19 protein-coding genes, 1 tRNA gene and 2 pseudogenes are annotated in these 18,422 nt (G+C 44.0%); 6 read left to right on the forward strand and 16 right to left on the reverse strand.

The genetic code is table 11. From position 1 onward, the window contains the following. Positions 1–26 precede the first annotated feature (26 nt). On the forward strand, positions 27–1,028 hold the full coding sequence (locus I2I33_RS17635; RefSeq protein WP_087422235.1) for a DUF2027 domain-containing protein: 1,002 nt from the start codon (positions 27–29) through the stop codon (positions 1,026–1,028). Here the strand turns inward: I2I33_RS17635 and I2I33_RS17640 are convergent, their stop codons facing one another. Next, a complete protein-coding gene (locus I2I33_RS17640) occupies positions 1,029–1,640 on the reverse strand; it encodes a hypothetical protein (protein WP_087422033.1) in 612 nt (203 codons plus the stop codon). A 90-nt stretch (positions 1,641–1,730) separates the two neighbouring features. After that, the gene (trxB, locus tag I2I33_RS17645; protein ID WP_087422032.1) at positions 1,731–2,690 is read right to left on the reverse strand and encodes a thioredoxin-disulfide reductase; all 960 of its coding nucleotides are present in this window, start codon (positions 2,688–2,690) and stop codon (positions 1,731–1,733) included. A gap of 225 nt (positions 2,691–2,915) precedes the next feature. Here trxB and I2I33_RS17650 point away from each other — a divergent pair. Continuing rightward, positions 2,916–2,989: transfer RNA gene (locus I2I33_RS17650), tRNA-Pro, on the forward strand. A 136-nt stretch (positions 2,990–3,125) separates the two neighbouring features. Next, positions 3,126–4,304, forward strand: coding sequence for a tyrosine-type recombinase/integrase (locus I2I33_RS17655; RefSeq protein ID WP_027200948.1), 1,179 nt, complete (start codon positions 3,126–3,128; stop codon positions 4,302–4,304). 92 nt (positions 4,305–4,396) lie between these two features. On the opposite strand, the gene I2I33_RS17660 is transcribed toward I2I33_RS17655, so the two are convergent. The 8 genes and pseudogenes from I2I33_RS17660 to I2I33_RS17700 all read right to left on the reverse strand — a co-directional run bounded on the left by I2I33_RS17660 (position 4,397) and on the right by I2I33_RS17700 (position 7,710). Beyond that, positions 4,397–4,804: a helix-turn-helix domain-containing protein gene (locus tag I2I33_RS17660; protein WP_087422031.1), complete on the reverse strand. Its 408-nt coding sequence runs from the start codon at positions 4,802–4,804 to the stop codon at positions 4,397–4,399. Positions 4,805–4,833: 29 nt separating this feature from the next. Continuing rightward, positions 4,834–4,932 (reverse strand): annotated as a pseudogene (locus tag I2I33_RS20545) (hypothetical protein); the annotation flags it as partial. A 204-nt stretch (positions 4,933–5,136) separates the two neighbouring features. Next, positions 5,137–5,574 carry a DUF5053 domain-containing protein gene (locus I2I33_RS17670; protein ID WP_027200946.1) on the reverse strand — a complete coding sequence of 146 codons (438 nt, stop codon included), beginning with the start codon at positions 5,572–5,574 and terminating at the stop codon, positions 5,137–5,139. Between the two features lie 59 nt (positions 5,575–5,633). Next, entirely contained in the window at positions 5,634–5,804 is a 171-nt protein-coding gene (locus I2I33_RS17675; RefSeq protein WP_117722722.1) for a diguanylate cyclase, read from the reverse strand. Between the two features lie 71 nt (positions 5,805–5,875). Then, positions 5,876–6,079: a SufE family protein gene (locus I2I33_RS20550; protein ID WP_368261295.1), complete on the reverse strand. Its 204-nt coding sequence runs from the start codon at positions 6,077–6,079 to the stop codon at positions 5,876–5,878. Continuing rightward, a complete protein-coding gene (locus I2I33_RS20555) occupies positions 6,055–6,228 on the reverse strand; it encodes a SufE family protein (RefSeq protein WP_087422029.1) in 174 nt (57 codons plus the stop codon). The genes I2I33_RS20550 and I2I33_RS20555 overlap by 25 nt, the downstream gene beginning before the upstream one ends. A gap of 444 nt (positions 6,229–6,672) precedes the next feature. Further along, a complete protein-coding gene (locus tag I2I33_RS17695) occupies positions 6,673–7,197 on the reverse strand; it encodes a methylated-DNA--[protein]-cysteine S-methyltransferase (protein ID WP_087422028.1) in 525 nt (174 codons plus the stop codon). Between the two features lie 120 nt (positions 7,198–7,317). Then, positions 7,318–7,710: a hypothetical protein gene (locus I2I33_RS17700; RefSeq protein ID WP_087422234.1), complete on the reverse strand. Its 393-nt coding sequence runs from the start codon at positions 7,708–7,710 to the stop codon at positions 7,318–7,320. Positions 7,711–7,901: 191 nt separating this feature from the next. On the opposite strand from I2I33_RS17700, the gene I2I33_RS17705 reads away from it, so the two are divergent. After that, positions 7,902–8,516 (forward strand): hypothetical protein, encoded by a 615-nt coding sequence (locus I2I33_RS17705; RefSeq protein WP_087422027.1) that lies wholly within the window; start codon positions 7,902–7,904, stop codon positions 8,514–8,516. After that, positions 8,513–8,794 carry a winged helix-turn-helix domain-containing protein gene (locus I2I33_RS17710; RefSeq protein WP_087422026.1) on the forward strand — a complete coding sequence of 94 codons (282 nt, stop codon included), beginning with the start codon at positions 8,513–8,515 and terminating at the stop codon, positions 8,792–8,794. The genes I2I33_RS17705 and I2I33_RS17710 overlap by 4 nt, the downstream gene beginning before the upstream one ends. Positions 8,795–8,798: 4 nt before the next feature. Here the strand turns inward: I2I33_RS17710 and I2I33_RS17715 are convergent, their stop codons facing one another. The 3 genes and pseudogenes from I2I33_RS17715 to I2I33_RS17725 form a co-directional block, all read right to left on the reverse strand. Continuing rightward, entirely contained in the window at positions 8,799–9,860 is a 1,062-nt protein-coding gene (locus I2I33_RS17715; RefSeq protein ID WP_087422025.1) for an MBL fold metallo-hydrolase, read from the reverse strand. Positions 9,861–10,234: 374 nt separating this feature from the next. Continuing rightward, positions 10,235–11,271: pseudogene (locus tag I2I33_RS17720) on the reverse strand (AI-2E family transporter). Between the two features lie 168 nt (positions 11,272–11,439). Continuing rightward, a complete protein-coding gene (locus tag I2I33_RS17725) occupies positions 11,440–12,108 on the reverse strand; it encodes a Crp/Fnr family transcriptional regulator (RefSeq protein ID WP_087422023.1) in 669 nt (222 codons plus the stop codon). A gap of 212 nt (positions 12,109–12,320) precedes the next feature. On the opposite strand from I2I33_RS17725, the gene hcp reads away from it, so the two are divergent. Beyond that, positions 12,321–13,964 (forward strand): hydroxylamine reductase, encoded by a 1,644-nt coding sequence (gene hcp / locus I2I33_RS17730; protein WP_087422233.1) that lies wholly within the window; start codon positions 12,321–12,323, stop codon positions 13,962–13,964. Positions 13,965–14,146: 182 nt separating this feature from the next. On the opposite strand, the gene I2I33_RS17735 is transcribed toward hcp, so the two are convergent. The 3 genes from I2I33_RS17735 to I2I33_RS17745 form a co-directional block, all read right to left on the reverse strand. Beyond that, entirely contained in the window at positions 14,147–14,551 is a 405-nt protein-coding gene (locus I2I33_RS17735) for a hypothetical protein (RefSeq protein ID WP_087422022.1), read from the reverse strand. A 129-nt stretch (positions 14,552–14,680) separates the two neighbouring features. Next, positions 14,681–15,553 (reverse strand): ChaN family lipoprotein, encoded by an 873-nt coding sequence (locus I2I33_RS17740; protein ID WP_087422021.1) that lies wholly within the window; start codon positions 15,551–15,553, stop codon positions 14,681–14,683. A 36-nt stretch (positions 15,554–15,589) separates the two neighbouring features. Beyond that, complete coding sequence (locus I2I33_RS17745) at positions 15,590–18,421, reverse strand: M16 family metallopeptidase (RefSeq protein WP_087422020.1); 2,832 nt, start codon at positions 18,419–18,421, stop codon at positions 15,590–15,592. Between the last annotated feature and the right edge of the window lies 1 nt (position 18,422).

Consider the following 18,422-nt stretch of genomic DNA (forward strand, 5'->3'; position numbering starts at 1 on the left):
TGCCTAACAATAAAACAGAAGACGACATGAATATAAGAATAGGCGACATTGTACGATTTATATCAGACAAGCTAGAGGGTAAAGTTACCGGCATCATAGACAACAACACCGTGAACGTGTATTGTGACGAATACGGGTTCGAAATTCCCGCATCCGTGAATAACCTGGTGGTCATTCATTCCGACAGTAACACGACAAAAACGGTTTCCGCCACATCCGCATCCGGACAGAAAAACGTGGTCATGGAATTGGCCGATACCCTTTACATCGCATTCGTCCCCGAAAATTTCAACAACCTGACAGAAAGTCGGTTCGATATTTATTTCGTGAACGATACCACTCAAACCAGTCTTTATTCCATCTCGTTTCATGACGGGGAAAAGTACACCGGGATTACGGCAGGCAACTGCAACCCGAACACGACATACCTGATCGGCAATTACTCGCTCAAAGAAATCGACACGATTAAAGCGATACACGTGCAATCCGTGTTCTACCAGAAAGGCGTTCACGTTCTGAAAAACGCCATCGACACGCAAATCAAGGTCACCCCGGTAAACTTGTGTAAAGCGGGAGCTTACAAACATACCCGCTGGTTTAATTCCACCTCGCTACTCCGACCGCTGGACAAAGAATCCATCGTCAAAGAAGAAGGCTTGGAAACCATTCCGGAACAATTTTTACAAAAAACGCCTCACAAAACGGAAGACACGCCCCACAAGGAAACTCCCAAACAATCCAATAGCAACATCATCGAGATCGACTTGCACATTGACAAGCTACTCGACGACACGACAGGCATGGAAAATAAGGATATGCTGGACTACCAGATGGACGTGTTCCACAAAACACTGGAACAATACAAACTCCGCCGGGGCCAAAAGATCGTGTTCATACACGGCAAAGGAGACGGAGTATTAAGGCAACGTATCCTTTGGGAACTTCAAACCAAATACAAACGTTTCAACCATCAGGACGCCTCTTTCAAGCAATATGGTTACGGGGCCACGATGGTCACGATAAAATAATCAAAGATTAAAGGAATACCCCACGGAACAGACCCAATTTTTCCCGTAAGGAGAATACTTATCCTGTATCACGTCATAATAAAACATCACGGAAATAGAGCCTGTTCCGGTGGGAATAACTCCACCTCCCCCCACGAGCATCGTAGGGACATAACGGAAGTCAATCTTCTTCTCATACGATTTTCCCCAACTTCCCTTCAGTTCCGGCTGGATTTGGAGAGCAATATACCGCACCGGGTTCACCCGCCCGAACACGTTTATCCCGAGATAATTCATATCATAACGATTGGAAGAATGGTGATAATTGTAACTTACCCCTCCTCCCGCCGAGAAGAACTCGTTCCAGCGATACCCGATCTGGGGAGAAACATCAATACTGGTATAATCCCCGAAGGACATCCCACAAGAGCCGCTTAATGTCCATTTTCCCGCTTTCCGGGACACGGACGATTTCAAGGGGACACTCTTTTTCACGGGAGATTTCACCACTTGGCGTTTTGCCCCGGATTTATAGATCGTGTCCAATCGAAAACCATTACGATTTTCCTGTGCATTCACTCGCCCGAAAGAAACGATTACCAACAGCAAACAAACAAAGCAGTATCTCATCATCATTCATCATTTTAATGGAAAAAGCTGTTTAAAGACACCTTCAAACAGCTTTTATTTATTTCAAAAAAGTTCTCTTCGAGAGAAAATCACTTACGCGTGTAATTCTCCGATGTAACGTTCCGCATCAATAGCAGCACGGCAACCGGTTCCGGCAGCAGCAATTCCCTGACGATAAGTCGGGTCCATCACGTCTCCTGCGGCAAACACACCCGGTACATTCGTCTTGCAAGACTTACCTTCGGTAATGATATACCCTTGCTCGTCGACTTCGATATATTTTTTGAACACTTCTGTATTCGGAGTATGCCCGATAGCCAGGAAGAACCCGTCAATCTTGATCTCCTTGGTTGCCTCTTCCGGGGTTCCCTTCTTGTACACCAAACGAGCGCCCTCAACTCCCATGTCTGACCCAAACAATTCCAACGTGTTATGCTCGAACAATACTTCAATGTTTTCCGTTCTGAACACACGTTCCTGCATAGCCTTCGATGCTCTCAAATAGTTCTTACGAACAATCAAATATACTTTACGACACAACCCGGCCAAATAAGTAGCCTCCTCGCAAGCGGTATCTCCACCACCTACAACAGCCACGTCTTTTCCGCGATAGAAGAATCCGTCGCAAGTTGCACAAGCACTAACACCAGCCCCACGGAATGCCTCTTCTGAAGGCAGACCCAAGTACTTGGCAGTTGCACCCGTTGCAATAATCACGGCATCCGCCTCGATCACCTTCTCCCCGTCGATCGTAACCTTGTGAGGATGACCGGAAAAGTCAACATCCGTCGCGATCCCGAAACGAATATCCGTTCCGAAACGTTCCGCTTGTTTTCTCATATCTTCCATCATCACCGGACCGGTCACGCCTTCCGGGTATCCCGGGAAGTTTTCCACTTCCGTGGTCGTGGTCAACTGACCACCCATTTGCATTCCCGTGTACAACACCGGATTCAAATTAGCTCTCGATGCGTATATCGCTGCCGTATACCCGGCAGGCCCTGACCCTATAATCAAGCATTTAACTCTTTCTATAGCATTTTCTGTTGACATAGACAATTCCTTTCTTTTAATTTACAATACAATTTCACGTAATGGATTGCAAAGTTACCTAAAAAAATGGTTTATCCAATTTTTTTTACCCCATATCCCCGTATTCTCATTCCCCAAACCCATGAAAACCTGCAATCTAAGCCAAAAATCACAAACAATCATCAGATTTTTCTTTCAACTCCTTGTTTCATTCCAAAATTTTTTACTACATTTGCATCCGCATTTCGGGATGTAGCTCAGCCCGGTAGAGTCCACGTCTGGGGGGCGTGTTGTCGCAGGTTCAAATCCTGTCATCCCGACAGAAAGCGGTTTAGTAAATTGAATAACAATTTATTAAACCGCTTCCCCATTTTTATACCGGGACAAAAACGGGACAAGTATTGATACATATATATCTTTGCATAGTCACAACAGATGTGAGTAAGCAAAAAAAAAATGACAAATCACGAAAAAACACGAATTGACGAGATCGTTTCCTACACACCCCCACAACTTTACACGGGAAAAGAATGGTATATCGGGTTCATGGCTTTTGATCCAGCACTAGGGAAACTTCACCGGAAACGGATAAAAATTAATCACGTGCATGGAGGGGTATGCGCAAAACGAAAATACGCTCAAGATCTTCTTAAGAGACTAAACGAACAATTATCTCAAGGCTGGAATCCTTGGATTGAAGCCGAGTACGGCAAATCTTATAACAAATTTGAAGAGGTATGCGAACACTACAAACGATACATCACCAAATTATATAAAGATGATGTGTTCAGAGAAGAGACATTTGTTGCCTACTCTTCATTTTTACGAAATCTACGCCAATATAACGAGCAACGAGATATACCTATCACATATATTTATCAGTTGAATTCTGCTTATGTTGTTGCTTTTTTAGATCATATTTATATCGACAGAGAGAATACAGCCCAAACTCGTGATAATTATTTATCATGGTTACGACAGTTCTCAACCTTCTTGCTACAACAACAGTATGTTAATGTCAAACCGACAGAAGGAATCCCGGTACTAGGTAAAAAAGCACACAAGAAAAAGCGTACTATAATCGAGAAAAATGATCTAATCCGCCTAAGTGATTATCTTAAAACACAAAATAAATATTATCTACTAGCTTGTTATATATTGTATTATTGCTTTATTCGACCTAAAGAAATGGCAAAAATAAAATTAGAACACATTTCTATAAAGAATCGGACCATTTTTGTTCCGGCGGACATTGCCAAAAACAGGGAGGCTGGAGTCGTAACCCTCCCCAAGAAGGTTTTACTTCTAATGGTTGATCTAAATATTTTTAATAACCCAAGTGACTCCTATCTATTTTCAACTGATTTTATGCCCGGATTCGAATATGTGAATGAAAAAAAATTTAGAGACTACTGGATCCGGGAAATCAGGAAAAAACTTCATTTTCCAGACTCATACAAATTTTACAGTTTGAAAGATTCTGGAATAACAAGTTTATTACGCGATAGAAATATCGATAAATTAAGCGTGCGAGACCAAGCACGTCATTCTAATATTCTCATAACAGATATCTACACTCCTCATGACATCCAAGAAGCAAATGCATTAATTGAAACACACGAAGATGTATTTTAGCTTACAACCTACAACCAAAGGGCTGTCCAAAAAGTGAAGTGCACCCCAAAAGTTAGACATAAAACTTTTGGGGTACACTTCAGTTGGATAACTTAGACAGAGATAGCTAATAAATCCCGCCCCAATGTATGCAGGGCATTCACTATTTTTTGAGCCTGAGCCGGACGTGGTTTAGAACGTCCACAAGCGTAATGACTAAGTTGCTTTTGATTTATTCCGGTTAAACGTTCCAATGCCGCCTTACTCAATATTTTCTCGTAGAAGAACAAAAGACTCTCCACGTCAAATTTGTATTCAAATTCGTATTCTTGATTCAAGACTTCCGGATATACATCTCCATCAGCTTTGGCACATTCCACGTAAAAATCAACACTTTCAAATAACTCTTTTTTTAGTTCACCAAAGTCACCCGTGACGGCAACAATAAAACCTGGAAGAATATCGACCGTCGCACAATAACCTTCCGGTGTTTTTGCTACTTGTACTCTCACTTTCTCCATAACTTTTCTCTTTTACTCGGGTTAGAAAACTAACCCGGATTGCTTTTCAATAACGTTCCAGTAATATCATCTGACGATCTACCGTTTACCGTGACCTTCCCCGGTTTGGTCGGGTGCTTGTATTGTCGGTGACTGCCTCTCTAGTGTACAAGCTGCCAACCGTCCTCATTGAGTTTTCTCAATATCTCTAATACTTTCACAGAACTCTGTTTTATTTATCCAACAATACCAAGATAGTAAAATTACTATTATCTACAAAACAAATCGTAGCAACTTTACTATTAAAAAACCCGCCACGAGAATGGCGGGTTTCCTCTAAAGTTGTAAAAGTTTCAGAGATGCCCTATAACAAGAGCTGTACGTTTAATGTTATTACTTAAATCAAGTAACGCATCTAATAATATCTTCTTTTCATTCTCGGTAAATTGTACTTCTTTATTTCTAATCTTCAACCCATTTATACGCTGGCACAACCATGATCGACTCTTTCCAAAATAGTGTCGAGCAACATAAGACCACGAAATTGATTCATATATCCCTTCCAGATAAACACGTAACGTTTCATCGTATAATTTCTCCGCACGTTCACAAGATTCCTTCGCACCATTCACAAACGCTTGAGCGAGAATTTTACGATCTTCCGGGCTTTTGGAAGCTACAAATCGTTCCATTTTCTCACCAAATTCCCGCTCTTCTTCCTCGGAATGAAGAGTCAAGAATTCCGCTTTCATTTGTTCCAATTCCTCGTTTAATTCTTTGTAACTTGCCATATCTAAAATATTTAAAATTGTAAAGTTTCTTTGGGAAGCCCTCTTTCGAGAGCTTCCTGTCAACCTTTCAACCGGAGTAGTTCGATCAAACGATCTAAATGAAAGTCAATCATTCTCTCCAGTTCCTCTTCCGACATATCTTTTTTCAAAATATGCCAGTAAAGGACATAGAACCTAAGACTATTTTTCTCATGTTCTATCCGAGCCTTTAGCTCTTCATAGGAAAACATTTCAAAGAAACTTTTACACTACAAATATAGATAAACATTTGTTTATTACAAAATATTCGTTGAATCATTTTTTATGAATTCGTTATTTTCTCAACCATTGTCAATAGTGCCACACGCCTCGACAGCGTGAGATTATCAATCAACCCCAATTCTTTTAAGGTAGCAAGTAGATACGGCATATTATCCCAGATGTCCTTCCGTGATACCCCGTTGCAGAGGTTAAAAAGCATAGCGGCCAACCCAGCAAGTATCACGGCATTGGCAGAAGCAAATATATAGCAAAGGTCTTAGTATGGCACACGTAGAAATACAACATCGAATTGCAAGCAATCCGGTTCTCCGGTACTTGAAATGCCACGGGCATTGCAGGTAAAGATTCCCCCAGCTCAACAAAATAATTATAGCGATCCGCCCATTCCGGCAGTAATAAAAAAAGTCTCTTTCAACGCATCAATTTTCTCTTTCATATTACAGCCTGTTTACGAACAAATGAAACCGCCCAACCGCCATGACCGAAAAACAATGACGGCTCCAATGGTATTACTTGTACTGGTGACGTGACAAACTCCAACACCCCACAATTTTTACTCTCTTCCCGCATATCCGTCAGGATCAACTGCATTAATTCGAGTCACCGTTGCATTTTCATCGCCTCATTCAACATATCGTTGTTTGCCTCGTTCAACTCATATATTGATCATATTACAAATATAGAGAATTAATTACCTATAAACATCTGAACATAAAAATAACGGTAACTCCGAAGAATCACCGCTAAATATTCCATTTCTGATATTAAAATTTAATTGCATTTTGTTTCACCATGCCCCTAGCTTTATTTTCACAAATATAGCTATTATGCACAATTTTACCGCATACCATTCAACAAACTTTGCACCCCCATCTCCAAATCCAGCAATCCCTTTTTAGCCTCCAAGCCTCCCCCGTAACCGACTAATTTATGGTTACCCCCAATCACCCGATGACAAGGAACAAAAATCGAAATAGGATTCGCACCATTAGCTGCAGCCACGGCACGAACAGCTTTCGGGTTTCCCAACTTTTTAGCCAACTCGCCATAAGACACCGTTTTGCCGTATGGTATATCCAGCAACTCCTGCCACACCGAATTCTGGAACTCCGTTCCCGTAAAGACGAGCGGAATATCAAACGTTTTCCTCTGACGAGCAAAATATTCGTCAAGCTGGATGATTGTTTCCCGGATCACGCCAGAAACACCCTCTTCGTAATCGGCCCCTAGCGCTTTCTGAATCCGTTTATCAATAGATGCCCTGCGTTTTTCAAACATCCAGTCACACAAACAAAGCTTACCTTCGAAAGAGCCAAGAATCAGCTCTCCACAGGGAGATTCATAATGTTGAATTTGTATCATTTCTTCTACTTTTTATTTTTGTACTTTCCTTCAACCACGACCTTTTCTATACAATCAGTCCAAATGACAAGTTATAAAAGTAGAACATTATCCCGATATTCCCAAACGACACCCCAAATTTTACTGATTCGTTTCCAGCATCCGGATCAGACAATCCCGTTGTATTGAAAAGTTTGTATCTTCCTGCTGAACATATTTAAGCAAACGAATCCCATCCTGACGCAATTTCGACTTCAACAAAATATCATCCTCCACTTCCTCCGAAAATCTCAACAGGTACACGGACGCAAGTTCAATCTTACCAATCCTGTCTTCCTCGTTGGCATATCGGTCAATCAGTTCCTGCACATCCATCGTCGCCAGCTCCTTCACGGGAAATCCCAACATTTGCTGCGTCAACAAGTCATACTCGTCCCGATCCTGCTGGCGAATCTTCTTCTTATTCAATATAGCCCTAGCGATTGCAGAAATAATTTCTTGAATCATGCGCACGAGATAATCCTGTTTTACCATAATACCGTCCTCCAATATATTTACAAGCAAAAATAAAAAATAATATCCACGTGAAGGAATAAAATTCACTAAATCATTTGGTTTATAAAATAAACTGATTTATATTTGCATCAACAAAAAGAATAGCGCTATTTTTTTTGAGAATATAGTTTATAAAACAAACCACTTTACAAACACCAAACGCAACAAACATGGAAGAAAAAAAGTTTACAGAGAAAGAAAGTTTAGAACTTATTTCTCAAATGATACAAGCAACCAGAAAGAACCTCGCAAAAGATCAAGGGAATTACTTCATCATCTACGGCTACACGGCAGCCATCTTGTCGATCATTATCTACACGTCACTCTGCATGACCCACGCCCCTTGGTGGTGGGCAGGCTGGTTCCTCATGTTCCTGCCGGTAATTATCCTTGCGTTCAAGGAAAAAAGGAACACCCCGACCGTCGTCACTTACACAGACAGCATGGTCAATAAAGTCTGGCAAGTAGTAGGCACCTTGTTCTCGTTAACCGTGCTGGTCATGCTGGCTCTATCATTCATTGTCGGAAGATGTGATTTCACGCTCATGCTCCCGTTATGCCTCCTGTACGCAAGCATCGGGACTGCAATCACGGGATTGGTCATCAGGGAGAAGTGCTTGCTCTACCTCCCGTTTGTGGGTTTCGTGTTCGCCATATATATGCTGATGAGTTACACGATAAATAACAGTGCCACCATACTCTGGAATCTCTACTTTGGCCTGTCATTTGTTGTCATGATGATCATACCGGGACATATTCTGAACAATAAATCCGAAAAACTATGAGAGAATTAGATCCGCTATTACATTCTCAATTACGTCTGGCAATAGTCTCCCTGCTCTTGTCGGTAGAGACAGCGGATTTCGTGTACTTGAAAGAGAAAACGAATGCGACTGCCGGGAACCTAAGCGTGCAACTGGAAAAACTCGAAACTGCCGGGTATATCCAAGTGAAAAAAGAGTTCGTCGGGAAAAAGACCCGCACGTCATGCCAACTGACCGACACGGGCAGGAAGGCTTTGGAAGACTATATAGACGCTCTTAGAGAATACCTTAACTTGTAAAGAACTATTCCCCCCACCTCACGACCTCGCCAATGACAGGAATCAACACGTGTAACGAGTCGTTCTTTGCCATGTTCATCTCGTTCCGTAACGGTTCGTCCCAACGATGATGGGCCAATGCGTACTTGGAATGATGCACGGTCATCACCTTCTTCGCTTTCAGGTCCAGGGCTGCCCGGGTCAAGTAATCAGGCATCAAGTGGATATACTTCCATCCCTCGTTATACTGTCCGTTTTCAAGAATGGCCAAATCTATACCCGGAAAACAATCCCCAATCCGGGCAAAATGTGTGTCGTAACCACCATCTCCTGCCAAATATATCTTCCGGGAAGGAGTTTCAAGCAAGAACGAGGCCCACAGCGTTTTATTGGCGGAAAGTCCCCGCCCCGAAAAATGCCGGGCAGGCAGACAATGCATGACAAAGCCGGAATCTAAACGAACCTCATCCTCCCAGTCCAACTCGATAATACGCTCCTTATCGAATCCCCAGGACTCGAAATGCTCGCCGACACCCAAACCGCAAATCACCTTCCCGATCCGGTCTTTCAACGCCCGCACGGTATGATAATCCAGGTGATCCCAATGATCATGGGAAATAACAAGGTAATCAATATCCGGCATATCCTCCGGATGATAAACGTCCGTTCCCTTGAACGGCTTATTAATAAAAGAAACCGGGGAAGCCATGCAGAACACTGGGTCCACGAGTACCCGTTTTCCATCCACTTGAACCAGATAAGATGAATGTCCGAACCACACCAGCACGTCCTCTTCCGGGTTGATCTGCCGTAAATCCGTTTTCACCACGGTCAACGCCGTGTCCGGTTGCAGTCCGGTCTTATCCTTAAAAACGAAATCCAGTAATCCCTGTAAACGCCCCTTGTCCGAGGTCATTAAAGGAGTTTCATGTATATTGCGGAAAGCCCCGTCCCGGTAATTCGGCGAACGTTCAATCCTTGCCAGCCGTTCTCCCCGGGGAATTCTCCCGAAACTTGGCTGATTCACGAAAACAATCCCGACAATGGCCATAACCACCACGATCGACAGAACAATCCATAGTACCATACGCTTTCTTGAACTTTTTATTAATCTCATAAATACAACTCAAAATTAAATTTATCGCAAAAATAAGCAAATACTCCCAACCCGCATGTACACGAATTACTGGTATTCATACCTAAATTACGGTTTACGCTTCCCCGTGATTCCCGAACTTTCCCTAAACATCCTCCCACAATCACGAAATGACATTCCGGGAGTAAACAGAGAACACCCAACACCCATTGTTATCGAAGATATCCCCCTTTCACACCCTCCATTCCCCCACCACGAGATAACAGGGTAACGCTATTGGCCGAGAGTAGCAACGAGATTGTGATTGTAATACCTCGAAAAAAGGATAGCACACTCCATTCATTACCATCTGTAAACAAAACGAATCAAGGCTTGTATATCTTGGATCTCGTCCGTCCCTCCCCTTCCAAGTATTCCACTTTAAAAATGTTCACGCAAAAGACAAATATCGACAGGAGCAAAGGTCCGAAGATCACCCCCATGAAACCAAACAAGGAAAGTCCGATGACCACCCCGAAAATCGTAATCAACGGGTGAGTGTCCGCCATCTTCTTCTGCAACATGAACCGAACCAGATTATCGACATTCGAAATCACGACTAGTGCGTAGACCGCCAACCCGATCGCCATTCCCCAATGCCCCGTCATTCCCATATACAACGCCAACGGGGCCCAGATCAATGCAGTCCCGACATTGGGATAATCGTGGCAAAACAGGACAAGAATCCCCATAACACGGGACTCGGAGCCCCGAATACAAAATACCCCAGCATGGCAACAGCCCCTTGAATCACGGCAAGCAGGGGAATCCCGATCGCATTCGACTTCACGATCATGTTGAACTCATGTAATATATTCTTTTTATTCCGTTGATTAAACGGAAGGATCTCGCTCACGTACTCCTCCATATCCCGCCCACCAATCAGCATGAAATAAAGTACGAAAAGCAGCACCACCACGTTAATGGTAAAACTACTGATGCTTCCCATCAAAAACTGACCGATTTTTGGCAAGGCAGCCAATATCGTATCTATATTCCCTTTGCTCAAAAGATCATACCCTACTTTTTCCCGGATCAGCTCTGCCACATGTTCCACCGGGGCAATCAAGCTATGCGGGTCCAGGTTTATGGCCTGTAACTTGTTCACGAATACCCACACGACAATCGACAGGGGGATAAGAAAACAAAGAATCGTCTCGCATAACAGAAGAATAGCCATGATACTACGTTTCATCCGTTTCTTTTCCGTCAAATACAACATCTGGTTACGCAAAAGAATATAAATCGTCATGGCACCCAGAATCCCACTGAAAAACGGCAGAATTTGAAAAAATATAAGAATTCCCAGCAACAGAATAATTGCCACGAGGGAATATCTCCAGTATTGTTCTTTAAGACTCATTTTATCACAATTTAAGTTCACGATATGTCCCCAGACAGATGTTCGAATGATCATCCTCCCGGTTATCGTGTTAACGAAAACGACGAAAAAATGTTTAATTTTACATTACCCTTTTACAATAACCGACAAACTCTTCCCCCTTCATCCCCGGTAAGACGGCACGACAGGCTAATTCAAGGCCCTCCGCATCTTCTCCCGATCCAAAATGATAATCTCCCGGCGATTCACGGAAATCATCCCCTCGTCAGCCAGCTCGTACAACACCTTGGCCAATGCCGGACGGGTCACCCCGAAATATTCGGCCAATTCCTGCTGAGACTTTCCCAACAACACCTTTTTCTTATCGGGGGAGGCCAGTTCCAGAATATAATGAATCAATTTTCCCCGGATCGTCTTGAATGACAGGAACTGCAAACGCCCGGTAAGGAAAGTTGTCCGGTTCGCGTTCACGGACAGAAAATTACGCAGGAAACTCTCATAACGTCCCATCTGACGGAACACGGATTCTTTCGTGGCGATAAACACGTCGGCCTTCTCCGAAACGGTGGCCGTCACCGGGAAATGATTGTCCTCGGCAAAAAGGAACGCCGGGGCAAGCGCTCTCGGCGCCCGGATCGTCTCGATTCGCAACATGGCTCCCGAATCATCCGTCATTTCCGCCTCGACTTCCCCTTCCAGCAAGATATAAAGGAACCGGCACACGTCTCCCTGCCGGAAAACCACTTCCCCTTTCATATAGCTCTTCACGCTATAATCAAATCCTTCTATAAACTGCTCCCTCTCCCGTTCGGGAATTCCCGTGCATAAAGGGCAATCGAAAAGTCGTGCTATATCCATGCTCTGTTATCTTTTAAATGATACACAAATGTATCACTTTCTTCTTTAACACCTTATCTTACTTTTAACCTTTTTCATTCACTCTCGTATAAATTATTGAAAATTAAATTCACGTTTGTAATTTATATTACAACTATTGTTTTATCGCACCCGTACATTCGCGACAAACAATTAAAGAAATTATTTATCAAACACACTAGACCATGGAAAAAATGTTTTGTTATCAATGCCAAGAAACAGCAAAAGGAACCGGATGCACGGTCCGCGGCGTATGCGGAAAGACATCGGATGTAGCCAATTTACAGGACTTACTACTATTTATCCTAAAGGGAATCGCACACTACCGGGTACAACTCCGAGCCCTCGATGCCGTTGACCACTCGGCAGATCGCTTTATTCTCGATGGCTTGTTCATGACCATCACGAACGCAAACTTCGACAAGCAACGTTTCGTGGAAAAAATCAAAGAGGCTATCAAATTACGGGAACAACTGAAACAGGCCTTTCTCGACAAAGGCGGGAAACCCGAAAAGATCACGTTCGAGGGAGCCTTCTGGACAGCCAACACGTTGGAAGAAATGGAATCGAAAGCCGGATTCGTGGGAGTTCTCTCCACCGAAAACGAGGACATCCGTTCTTTGAGAGAGATGCTCACCTACGGGATGAAGGGAATGGCTGCTTACACGGAACACGCCTATAATCTCGGACACGAGAACCCGTCCATCTACGAATTCATTGACCGGGGACTAGTAGCCACCACGCTCCCTCTCTCTGCCGACCAACTCGTGCAGATGGTTCTTGAATGTGGTAAAAATGGCGTTGATGCCATGGCCTTGCTTGATAAAGCCAACACGGACACTTACGGTAACCCGGAAATCACGAAAGTGGACATCGGCGTGCGGAAAAATCCCGGTATCCTAATCAGCGGTCACGACCTGCGAGACCTGTACGAACTTTTGGAACAGACGGAAGGTACGGGTGTGGACGTCTACACCCACAGCGAAATGCTACCCGCACACTACTACCCGGCATTCAAGAAATACAAACACTTCGCCGGAAACTACGGTAACTCGTGGTGGAGACAAGTGTATGAATTCCAACATTTCAACGGCCCGATGCTATTCACCACGAACTGCATCGTTCCCCCGCATCCGGACGCAAATTACAAGGACCGGGTGTACACGACCGGATCGGCAGGTTTCCCCGGGTTCAAGCATATCGAGCGCAAGCCCGGACAACCGAAAGATTTCAGTGAAATCATCGAACACGCTAAAAGATGCCCGGCACCGGAGGCCATCGAAACCGGAAGTATCATTGGAGGATTCGCCCACAACCAAGTGTTCGCACTGGCAGACAAAGTCGTGGAAGCCGTGAAGTCCGGGGCTATCCGCAAATTCTTCGTTATGGCAGGATGCGACGGCCGGATGAAAGGTCGGGAATATTACACCGAGTTCGCCCAGAAACTCCCGAAAGACACGGTGATCCTTACCGCGGGATGTGCCAAGTACCGTTACAACAAACTACCCCTTGGGGATATTAACGGTATTCCGAGAGTACTGGACGCCGGACAATGTAACGATAGCTACTCGCTGGCAGTTATTGCCTTGAAACTGAAGGAAATTTTCGGGGTAAAAGACATTAATGAATTACCTATCGTTTACAACATCGCTTGGTACGAGCAGAAAGCTGTCATCGTGTTGTTAGCCTTGCTCTATCTCGGAGTGAAGAACATTCACCTCGGACCGACCTTACCCGGATTCCTTTCTCCAAACGTGGCGAAAGTACTCGTGGAAAAATTCGGTATTGCCGGGATCACGACCGCGGATGATGATTTGAAATTCTTTTTGGAAAATTAATCCACACGACCTGATTTAAAGAAGTATCAAAAGTTTATAAGGTTTATAAAGTTCATAAGGTAACGGAAGTCCTTCGGATCGGGTTCATCGGTAGCAAAGCTACCGTAGAGAAAATGCCCGCTAGGCTCAACGGACTTTATGAACTTTCAGAACCAAAGGTTCAACTTTACAAACTTTATAAACTAGAGGGTGTGCCAAAAGGCTTTTGACACGCCCTCAAAATTATCTGCATAAAAGTCAACCAGACTGACCATTGTCGAACAATCTTTTCGCTGATGAGCCGATAACTCATCCACACGGGATGCGCAATAACAAGCCACCTCCCAGAAACGGGGGGAGCGCTTATTCTCGTTCTCCCGACAACACGTGAGGGCACGCTCGTAAGCATCAAGAGCCTCCTCGTCCCGGCAAACCTCCCGGCAAAAATCACCCATACGGATCAATTCCCGGATCTTTTCCTGCATCCGTTCGCTATCAAGAACCGCCGTCTTGTAAGCCTTGATTGCCGCATCAATACCCAAGGGATTCAGATGAACCTGCCCCCGACTCGCCGCCGCCACTCGCCTTTTTTCTTTTATTCTTCCCATGCACCAATTACTTTGATTAGACACTCTCACACCCATAAAAAAAGAGACACAAACCAGCATCCCTCCCGGATGTATATGGATTCATGTCTCATTTTCTAGTACAAAGATAGGAAGAATTTTCGAAATATCCTAATATGTCATGGTCATATCAGTTGGAACACAGATATAAAAATCCGCACGTCCTTCATTTTCTTCCCCTAATTTTTTTATATCATCCTGCCGCACAGAGCATACGGTTGCAATCTTCAAACCGGGACGATATTTATTCAGATAGGTGATGATGCCTTTCTTAAAATCCGAATGATAGTTCCCATTCAGATGTACAAATTTGGACTTCAAATTCTGGGCAATAAACCATCCCATCGTGGCATCTTTCAATGCTTGAGCTTTAGCTACATTCTCCGGATCGGTATGTTTTCCCGAAGTCATCATCATCAAACCAAACATCCCGGCGGCCTCTTCATCCGGCTCGTAATCAATCGGCAGGGGTGCGATATATTTTTTAGCCTCTCCCGATAATTTCTCCAAAGCCTCAAATCCCCCGTTTTTCACCATATTAGCATATCGCCGGGGTACGTTCGTCGCAACCACCCGTAACCCGTGTTCACGTCCTAACCCGACAACAGGTGCATAATCTGTCAGATAATTGGGCCACAACCGGGCCTCCTCTTCAAAACGATCGGAAGAAATCAACCGTTCAATATATTCATCTACAATCAACTGGTTATCCGCCTCCAGCATTTCCAACCCGATTATCAATTTGTCTTTATGGGCAGCGTGCAAGTCCTTCACCATTTCGTATTCCAACCAGTGGGCTATGGCACAATTATGAACCTCACCGATAAACACGACATCCTGCGCCTTCAGCACTTTCATCATCTCTTTATATTCGATTTCCTTTCCCTTCGCATCAAACAAACGGTAAGCTTTCTTTTCCTGTCCTTTACCATAGTTGGTTAAACCCAACAACATTACTAGTAAAATAGTCAAACAACTCCTCATATTATATCATTCATTCCGTTACTACTTGAAAATATTTTATTTCGATTCTTTGCCCTGCATTAACAAAACACCACATCTCTCCATATTCAGATACTTCCGACAGGCATCTTTCAGATCTGCCGAGGTGATCGAATACAGAATCTCCTCGTAACGTGCCAGATCGTCCAACGTCTCTCCATCCCGCAAAGCACCCATCAAATACTTCTTCCACTCTGCGGTAGCGTAATCATTTACCACCTCACGCCGAGTCACGACAAAGGAGCGTTGCAATGCAGCCAATTCGCTCTCTTCCACTTCATTCTCCTGTACATCCCGGATAATTTCCTTCAACAGCTGATCGACCTTCTCCATATTTTTAGTATCCACCGAGGCATTAATATCAAAATAATATCCGGCCTGCGGTAATCCTTTGTAATATAAAAGCATATATGGAGAATACAGCAAAGACTCTTGTTCCCGTAACACGCTCAGCAAGCGATTGCGAACAACATCCCTCACCAATTTCAGCATCAAAGAATTGCGTAATCCCGCCTCGTAGTTCCCATAATAGAGATAATCAAAAATAGTCTGTCCTTCATTCTCATTCGGGAATATCTCCCGGAAACCTCCTTTCGGGTAATCAAACTCCGGCAATACCCAGTTATTAACCTTTTCTTGCGCAGGAAACATACCGAAAACAGCGACCAAATCACGTTCCACCTCGTTCATATCAAAATTTCCGCAAACTACACACACTAATCCATTGGGATTTGTGTACAACTGCCTGTAAAAGTCAGCAATGTCATCCAGATTCAGCGCCTCTATTTCCTCCCGACTCTCGGCCATTTTTCCAGTTGCCAAGGAATTACCCATTAACTGATCTATTCGTGCCGCCATCTGTCTGTCCGGCGCACTTTTCAACATCTTCGACAACACCGTTTCCTGTCCCACATTTGCCAACATATCTTGTTTGGCATCTTCAAAATCTTCATACCGCTTTTCCGGATAAAAACACTTTTCATACACCAGATGGCATAATTCAGTAACCTTGTCTGCCGGAGCCATGGCAATCCACCCATGCCAGTAAGGTTCGAACGTTACGGAAAAAGCCATTTCCTCCTGTGCCAACATTTCACAATACGAGTCATAATCCATCTTCTCGATTCCCCCCATCTCCATATAACCTGCCACGCCTTCCAACAAGGGGTAATTTTCGGGAGTCAGTATCGAGGCTCCTCCCCTAGCAAAAGCGGTTAACGTGATTTGTCGATCCTCATCTTTCGTCCGTTTCAAAATAATCCGTGCGCCATTCGTCAGACAAATTTCTTTCACGTCCAGCCCATCAATCATGCGTTCCGAAGCAATCAACTGCTGGGAAGGCGTAAACTTACGTACTAAAAATTCAGGCACATCCACTTTCTCCTGTTCTTCCTCTTCCACCACCGCATACTCGTACACGCCACGAGAGACTTTTTCTCCCTCCTCCCAAGAGTCCTGAATTTCTTTTTCCGTCAACTTTTCTCCTTTCAACGGGTTATAATGATAGGCTGCACGCACGTGAGATAAACGCCCGAACCACTTACCCGCCAAGGTCTGTAATTCCTTACTATCAATTCCGCGTATTTGAGTGGCGAGCCAACCATTATGTAAGGTATCCGTCACGTAACGCTCGCCCGAAATTGCCAAGTCTGCAAAATCCTCACACCATTGTTCGGAACTCTTAACGGTATAGAGCTTTCCTAATTGCTTTATGGCATTTTCTTTTAACCGAGCCAATTCCGGTTCACAAAATCCTTGTTCGCAAATTTGTTTCAAGGTACTCACGACCTCCACGATTTTTTCCTTTATCTCGGTTCCATGCTCCCCGTCGATGGAAAACACCAGATGGTCTTTGTCACTCAGATACCAGTTGTCGGACAACGAAACCCGTAAATCTTGTGCCTTAAAGCGGGCATTGACAGCCGACACCAACACACTCTCTTTTATCTTTTTCAGACGGTCACCGTAAGTTGATTGCACGGTAGTAACTTTTGGTAATATTAACTCTAATGTCGAACGACTAATCAACGTATCCTGCATTTCCTGGTAAGCCACCTTCTCTTTGTACCCCAAAGGATATTCCTTGTACCCGGTTGTTTTTACCGCAGGAATCCCTTCAAACAATTCTTTGATCTTTCCTTCCATCTCCCCGACATTCAAATCTCCAACCACGACAATCGTGGCCAACTCCGGCACATACCATTTCCGATAAAAGTTTTCCAGTTTCTCCGCGGTCATACTCTTTATCTCCTCCGGGGTCCCCAAAGGCATCCGTTCGCAATAACGGGTTCCCCCGACTTTCACATCGTAAAAAGGATCACCCGTATCATACCCGCGGGCCTCTTCCAATATCACCCCTTTTTCCCTTTCAACTTGTTCCGGACGTATTTGAATGCCCGTCAACCAATCTTTCAATATCAACAATCCCCGATCCAGATCTTCTGGTCGGTCTGTCGGAATGGAAAACATATAAATTGTACGGTCAAATCCGGTAAAAGCATTAATCCCAAATCCATACTTCACTCCCAACGACTCAAGAAATTCAACGATTCCCTTATTCGGGAAATGTTCAGTCCCGTTGAAAGCCATGTGCTCAAGGAAGTGTGCCACACCACCTTCCTTCTCGGTCTGCAAGATCGAGCCGGCACGCAGGATCAAACGGAATTCAACCTTATGCCCCGGCATATCATTTTGTTTAATAACATAATGCAATCCATTCGGCAACTGTTTGTACACGGTACCTTCCGGTAACGCAATCAATTCATTTGCAGGAACACGTTTCTGTCCTTCCACTATCGAAAAAAACATTCCTAGCAAACATACGGTAAATAGGCATTTCAATATATTCATA

Source organism: Butyricimonas sp. BSD2780061689_150309_C8, from assembly GCF_015560935.1.
GTDB classification, from domain to species: domain Bacteria; phylum Bacteroidota; class Bacteroidia; order Bacteroidales; family Marinifilaceae; genus Butyricimonas; species Butyricimonas paravirosa.

Excerpts from the sequence above, each read along its gene's own strand:
- I2I33_RS17635 (WP_087422235.1), top strand. The coding sequence starts at position 27 with ATGAATATAAGAATAGGCGACATTGTACGATTTATATCAGACAAGCTA.
- I2I33_RS17640 (WP_087422033.1), bottom strand. The coding sequence starts at position 1,640 with ATGATGAGATACTGCTTTGTTTGTTTGCTGTTGGTAATCGTTTCTTTC.
- trxB (WP_087422032.1), bottom strand. The coding sequence starts at position 2,690 with ATGTCAACAGAAAATGCTATAGAAAGAGTTAAATGCTTGATTATAGGG.
- I2I33_RS17655 (WP_027200948.1), top strand. The coding sequence starts at position 3,126 with ATGACAAATCACGAAAAAACACGAATTGACGAGATCGTTTCCTACACA.
- I2I33_RS17660 (WP_087422031.1), bottom strand. The coding sequence starts at position 4,804 with ATGGAGAAAGTGAGAGTACAAGTAGCAAAAACACCGGAAGGTTATTGT.
- I2I33_RS17670 (WP_027200946.1), bottom strand. The coding sequence starts at position 5,574 with ATGGCAAGTTACAAAGAATTAAACGAGGAATTGGAACAAATGAAAGCG.
- I2I33_RS17675 (WP_117722722.1), bottom strand. The coding sequence starts at position 5,804 with ATGTTTTCCTATGAAGAGCTAAAGGCTCGGATAGAACATGAGAAAAAT.
- I2I33_RS17695 (WP_087422028.1), bottom strand. The coding sequence starts at position 7,197 with ATGATACAAATTCAACATTATGAATCTCCCTGTGGAGAGCTGATTCTT.
- I2I33_RS17700 (WP_087422234.1), bottom strand. The coding sequence starts at position 7,710 with ATGGTAAAACAGGATTATCTCGTGCGCATGATTCAAGAAATTATTTCT.
- I2I33_RS17705 (WP_087422027.1), top strand. The coding sequence starts at position 7,902 with ATGGAAGAAAAAAAGTTTACAGAGAAAGAAAGTTTAGAACTTATTTCT.
- I2I33_RS17710 (WP_087422026.1), top strand. The coding sequence starts at position 8,513 with ATGAGAGAATTAGATCCGCTATTACATTCTCAATTACGTCTGGCAATA.
- I2I33_RS17715 (WP_087422025.1), bottom strand. The coding sequence starts at position 9,860 with ATGGTACTATGGATTGTTCTGTCGATCGTGGTGGTTATGGCCATTGTC.
- I2I33_RS17725 (WP_087422023.1), bottom strand. The coding sequence starts at position 12,108 with ATGGATATAGCACGACTTTTCGATTGCCCTTTATGCACGGGAATTCCC.
- hcp (WP_087422233.1), top strand. The coding sequence starts at position 12,321 with ATGTTTTGTTATCAATGCCAAGAAACAGCAAAAGGAACCGGATGCACG.
- I2I33_RS17735 (WP_087422022.1), bottom strand. The coding sequence starts at position 14,551 with ATGGGAAGAATAAAAGAAAAAAGGCGAGTGGCGGCGGCGAGTCGGGGG.
- I2I33_RS17740 (WP_087422021.1), bottom strand. The coding sequence starts at position 15,553 with ATGAGGAGTTGTTTGACTATTTTACTAGTAATGTTGTTGGGTTTAACC.
- I2I33_RS17745 (WP_087422020.1), bottom strand. The coding sequence starts at position 18,421 with ATGAATATATTGAAATGCCTATTTACCGTATGTTTGCTAGGAATGTTT.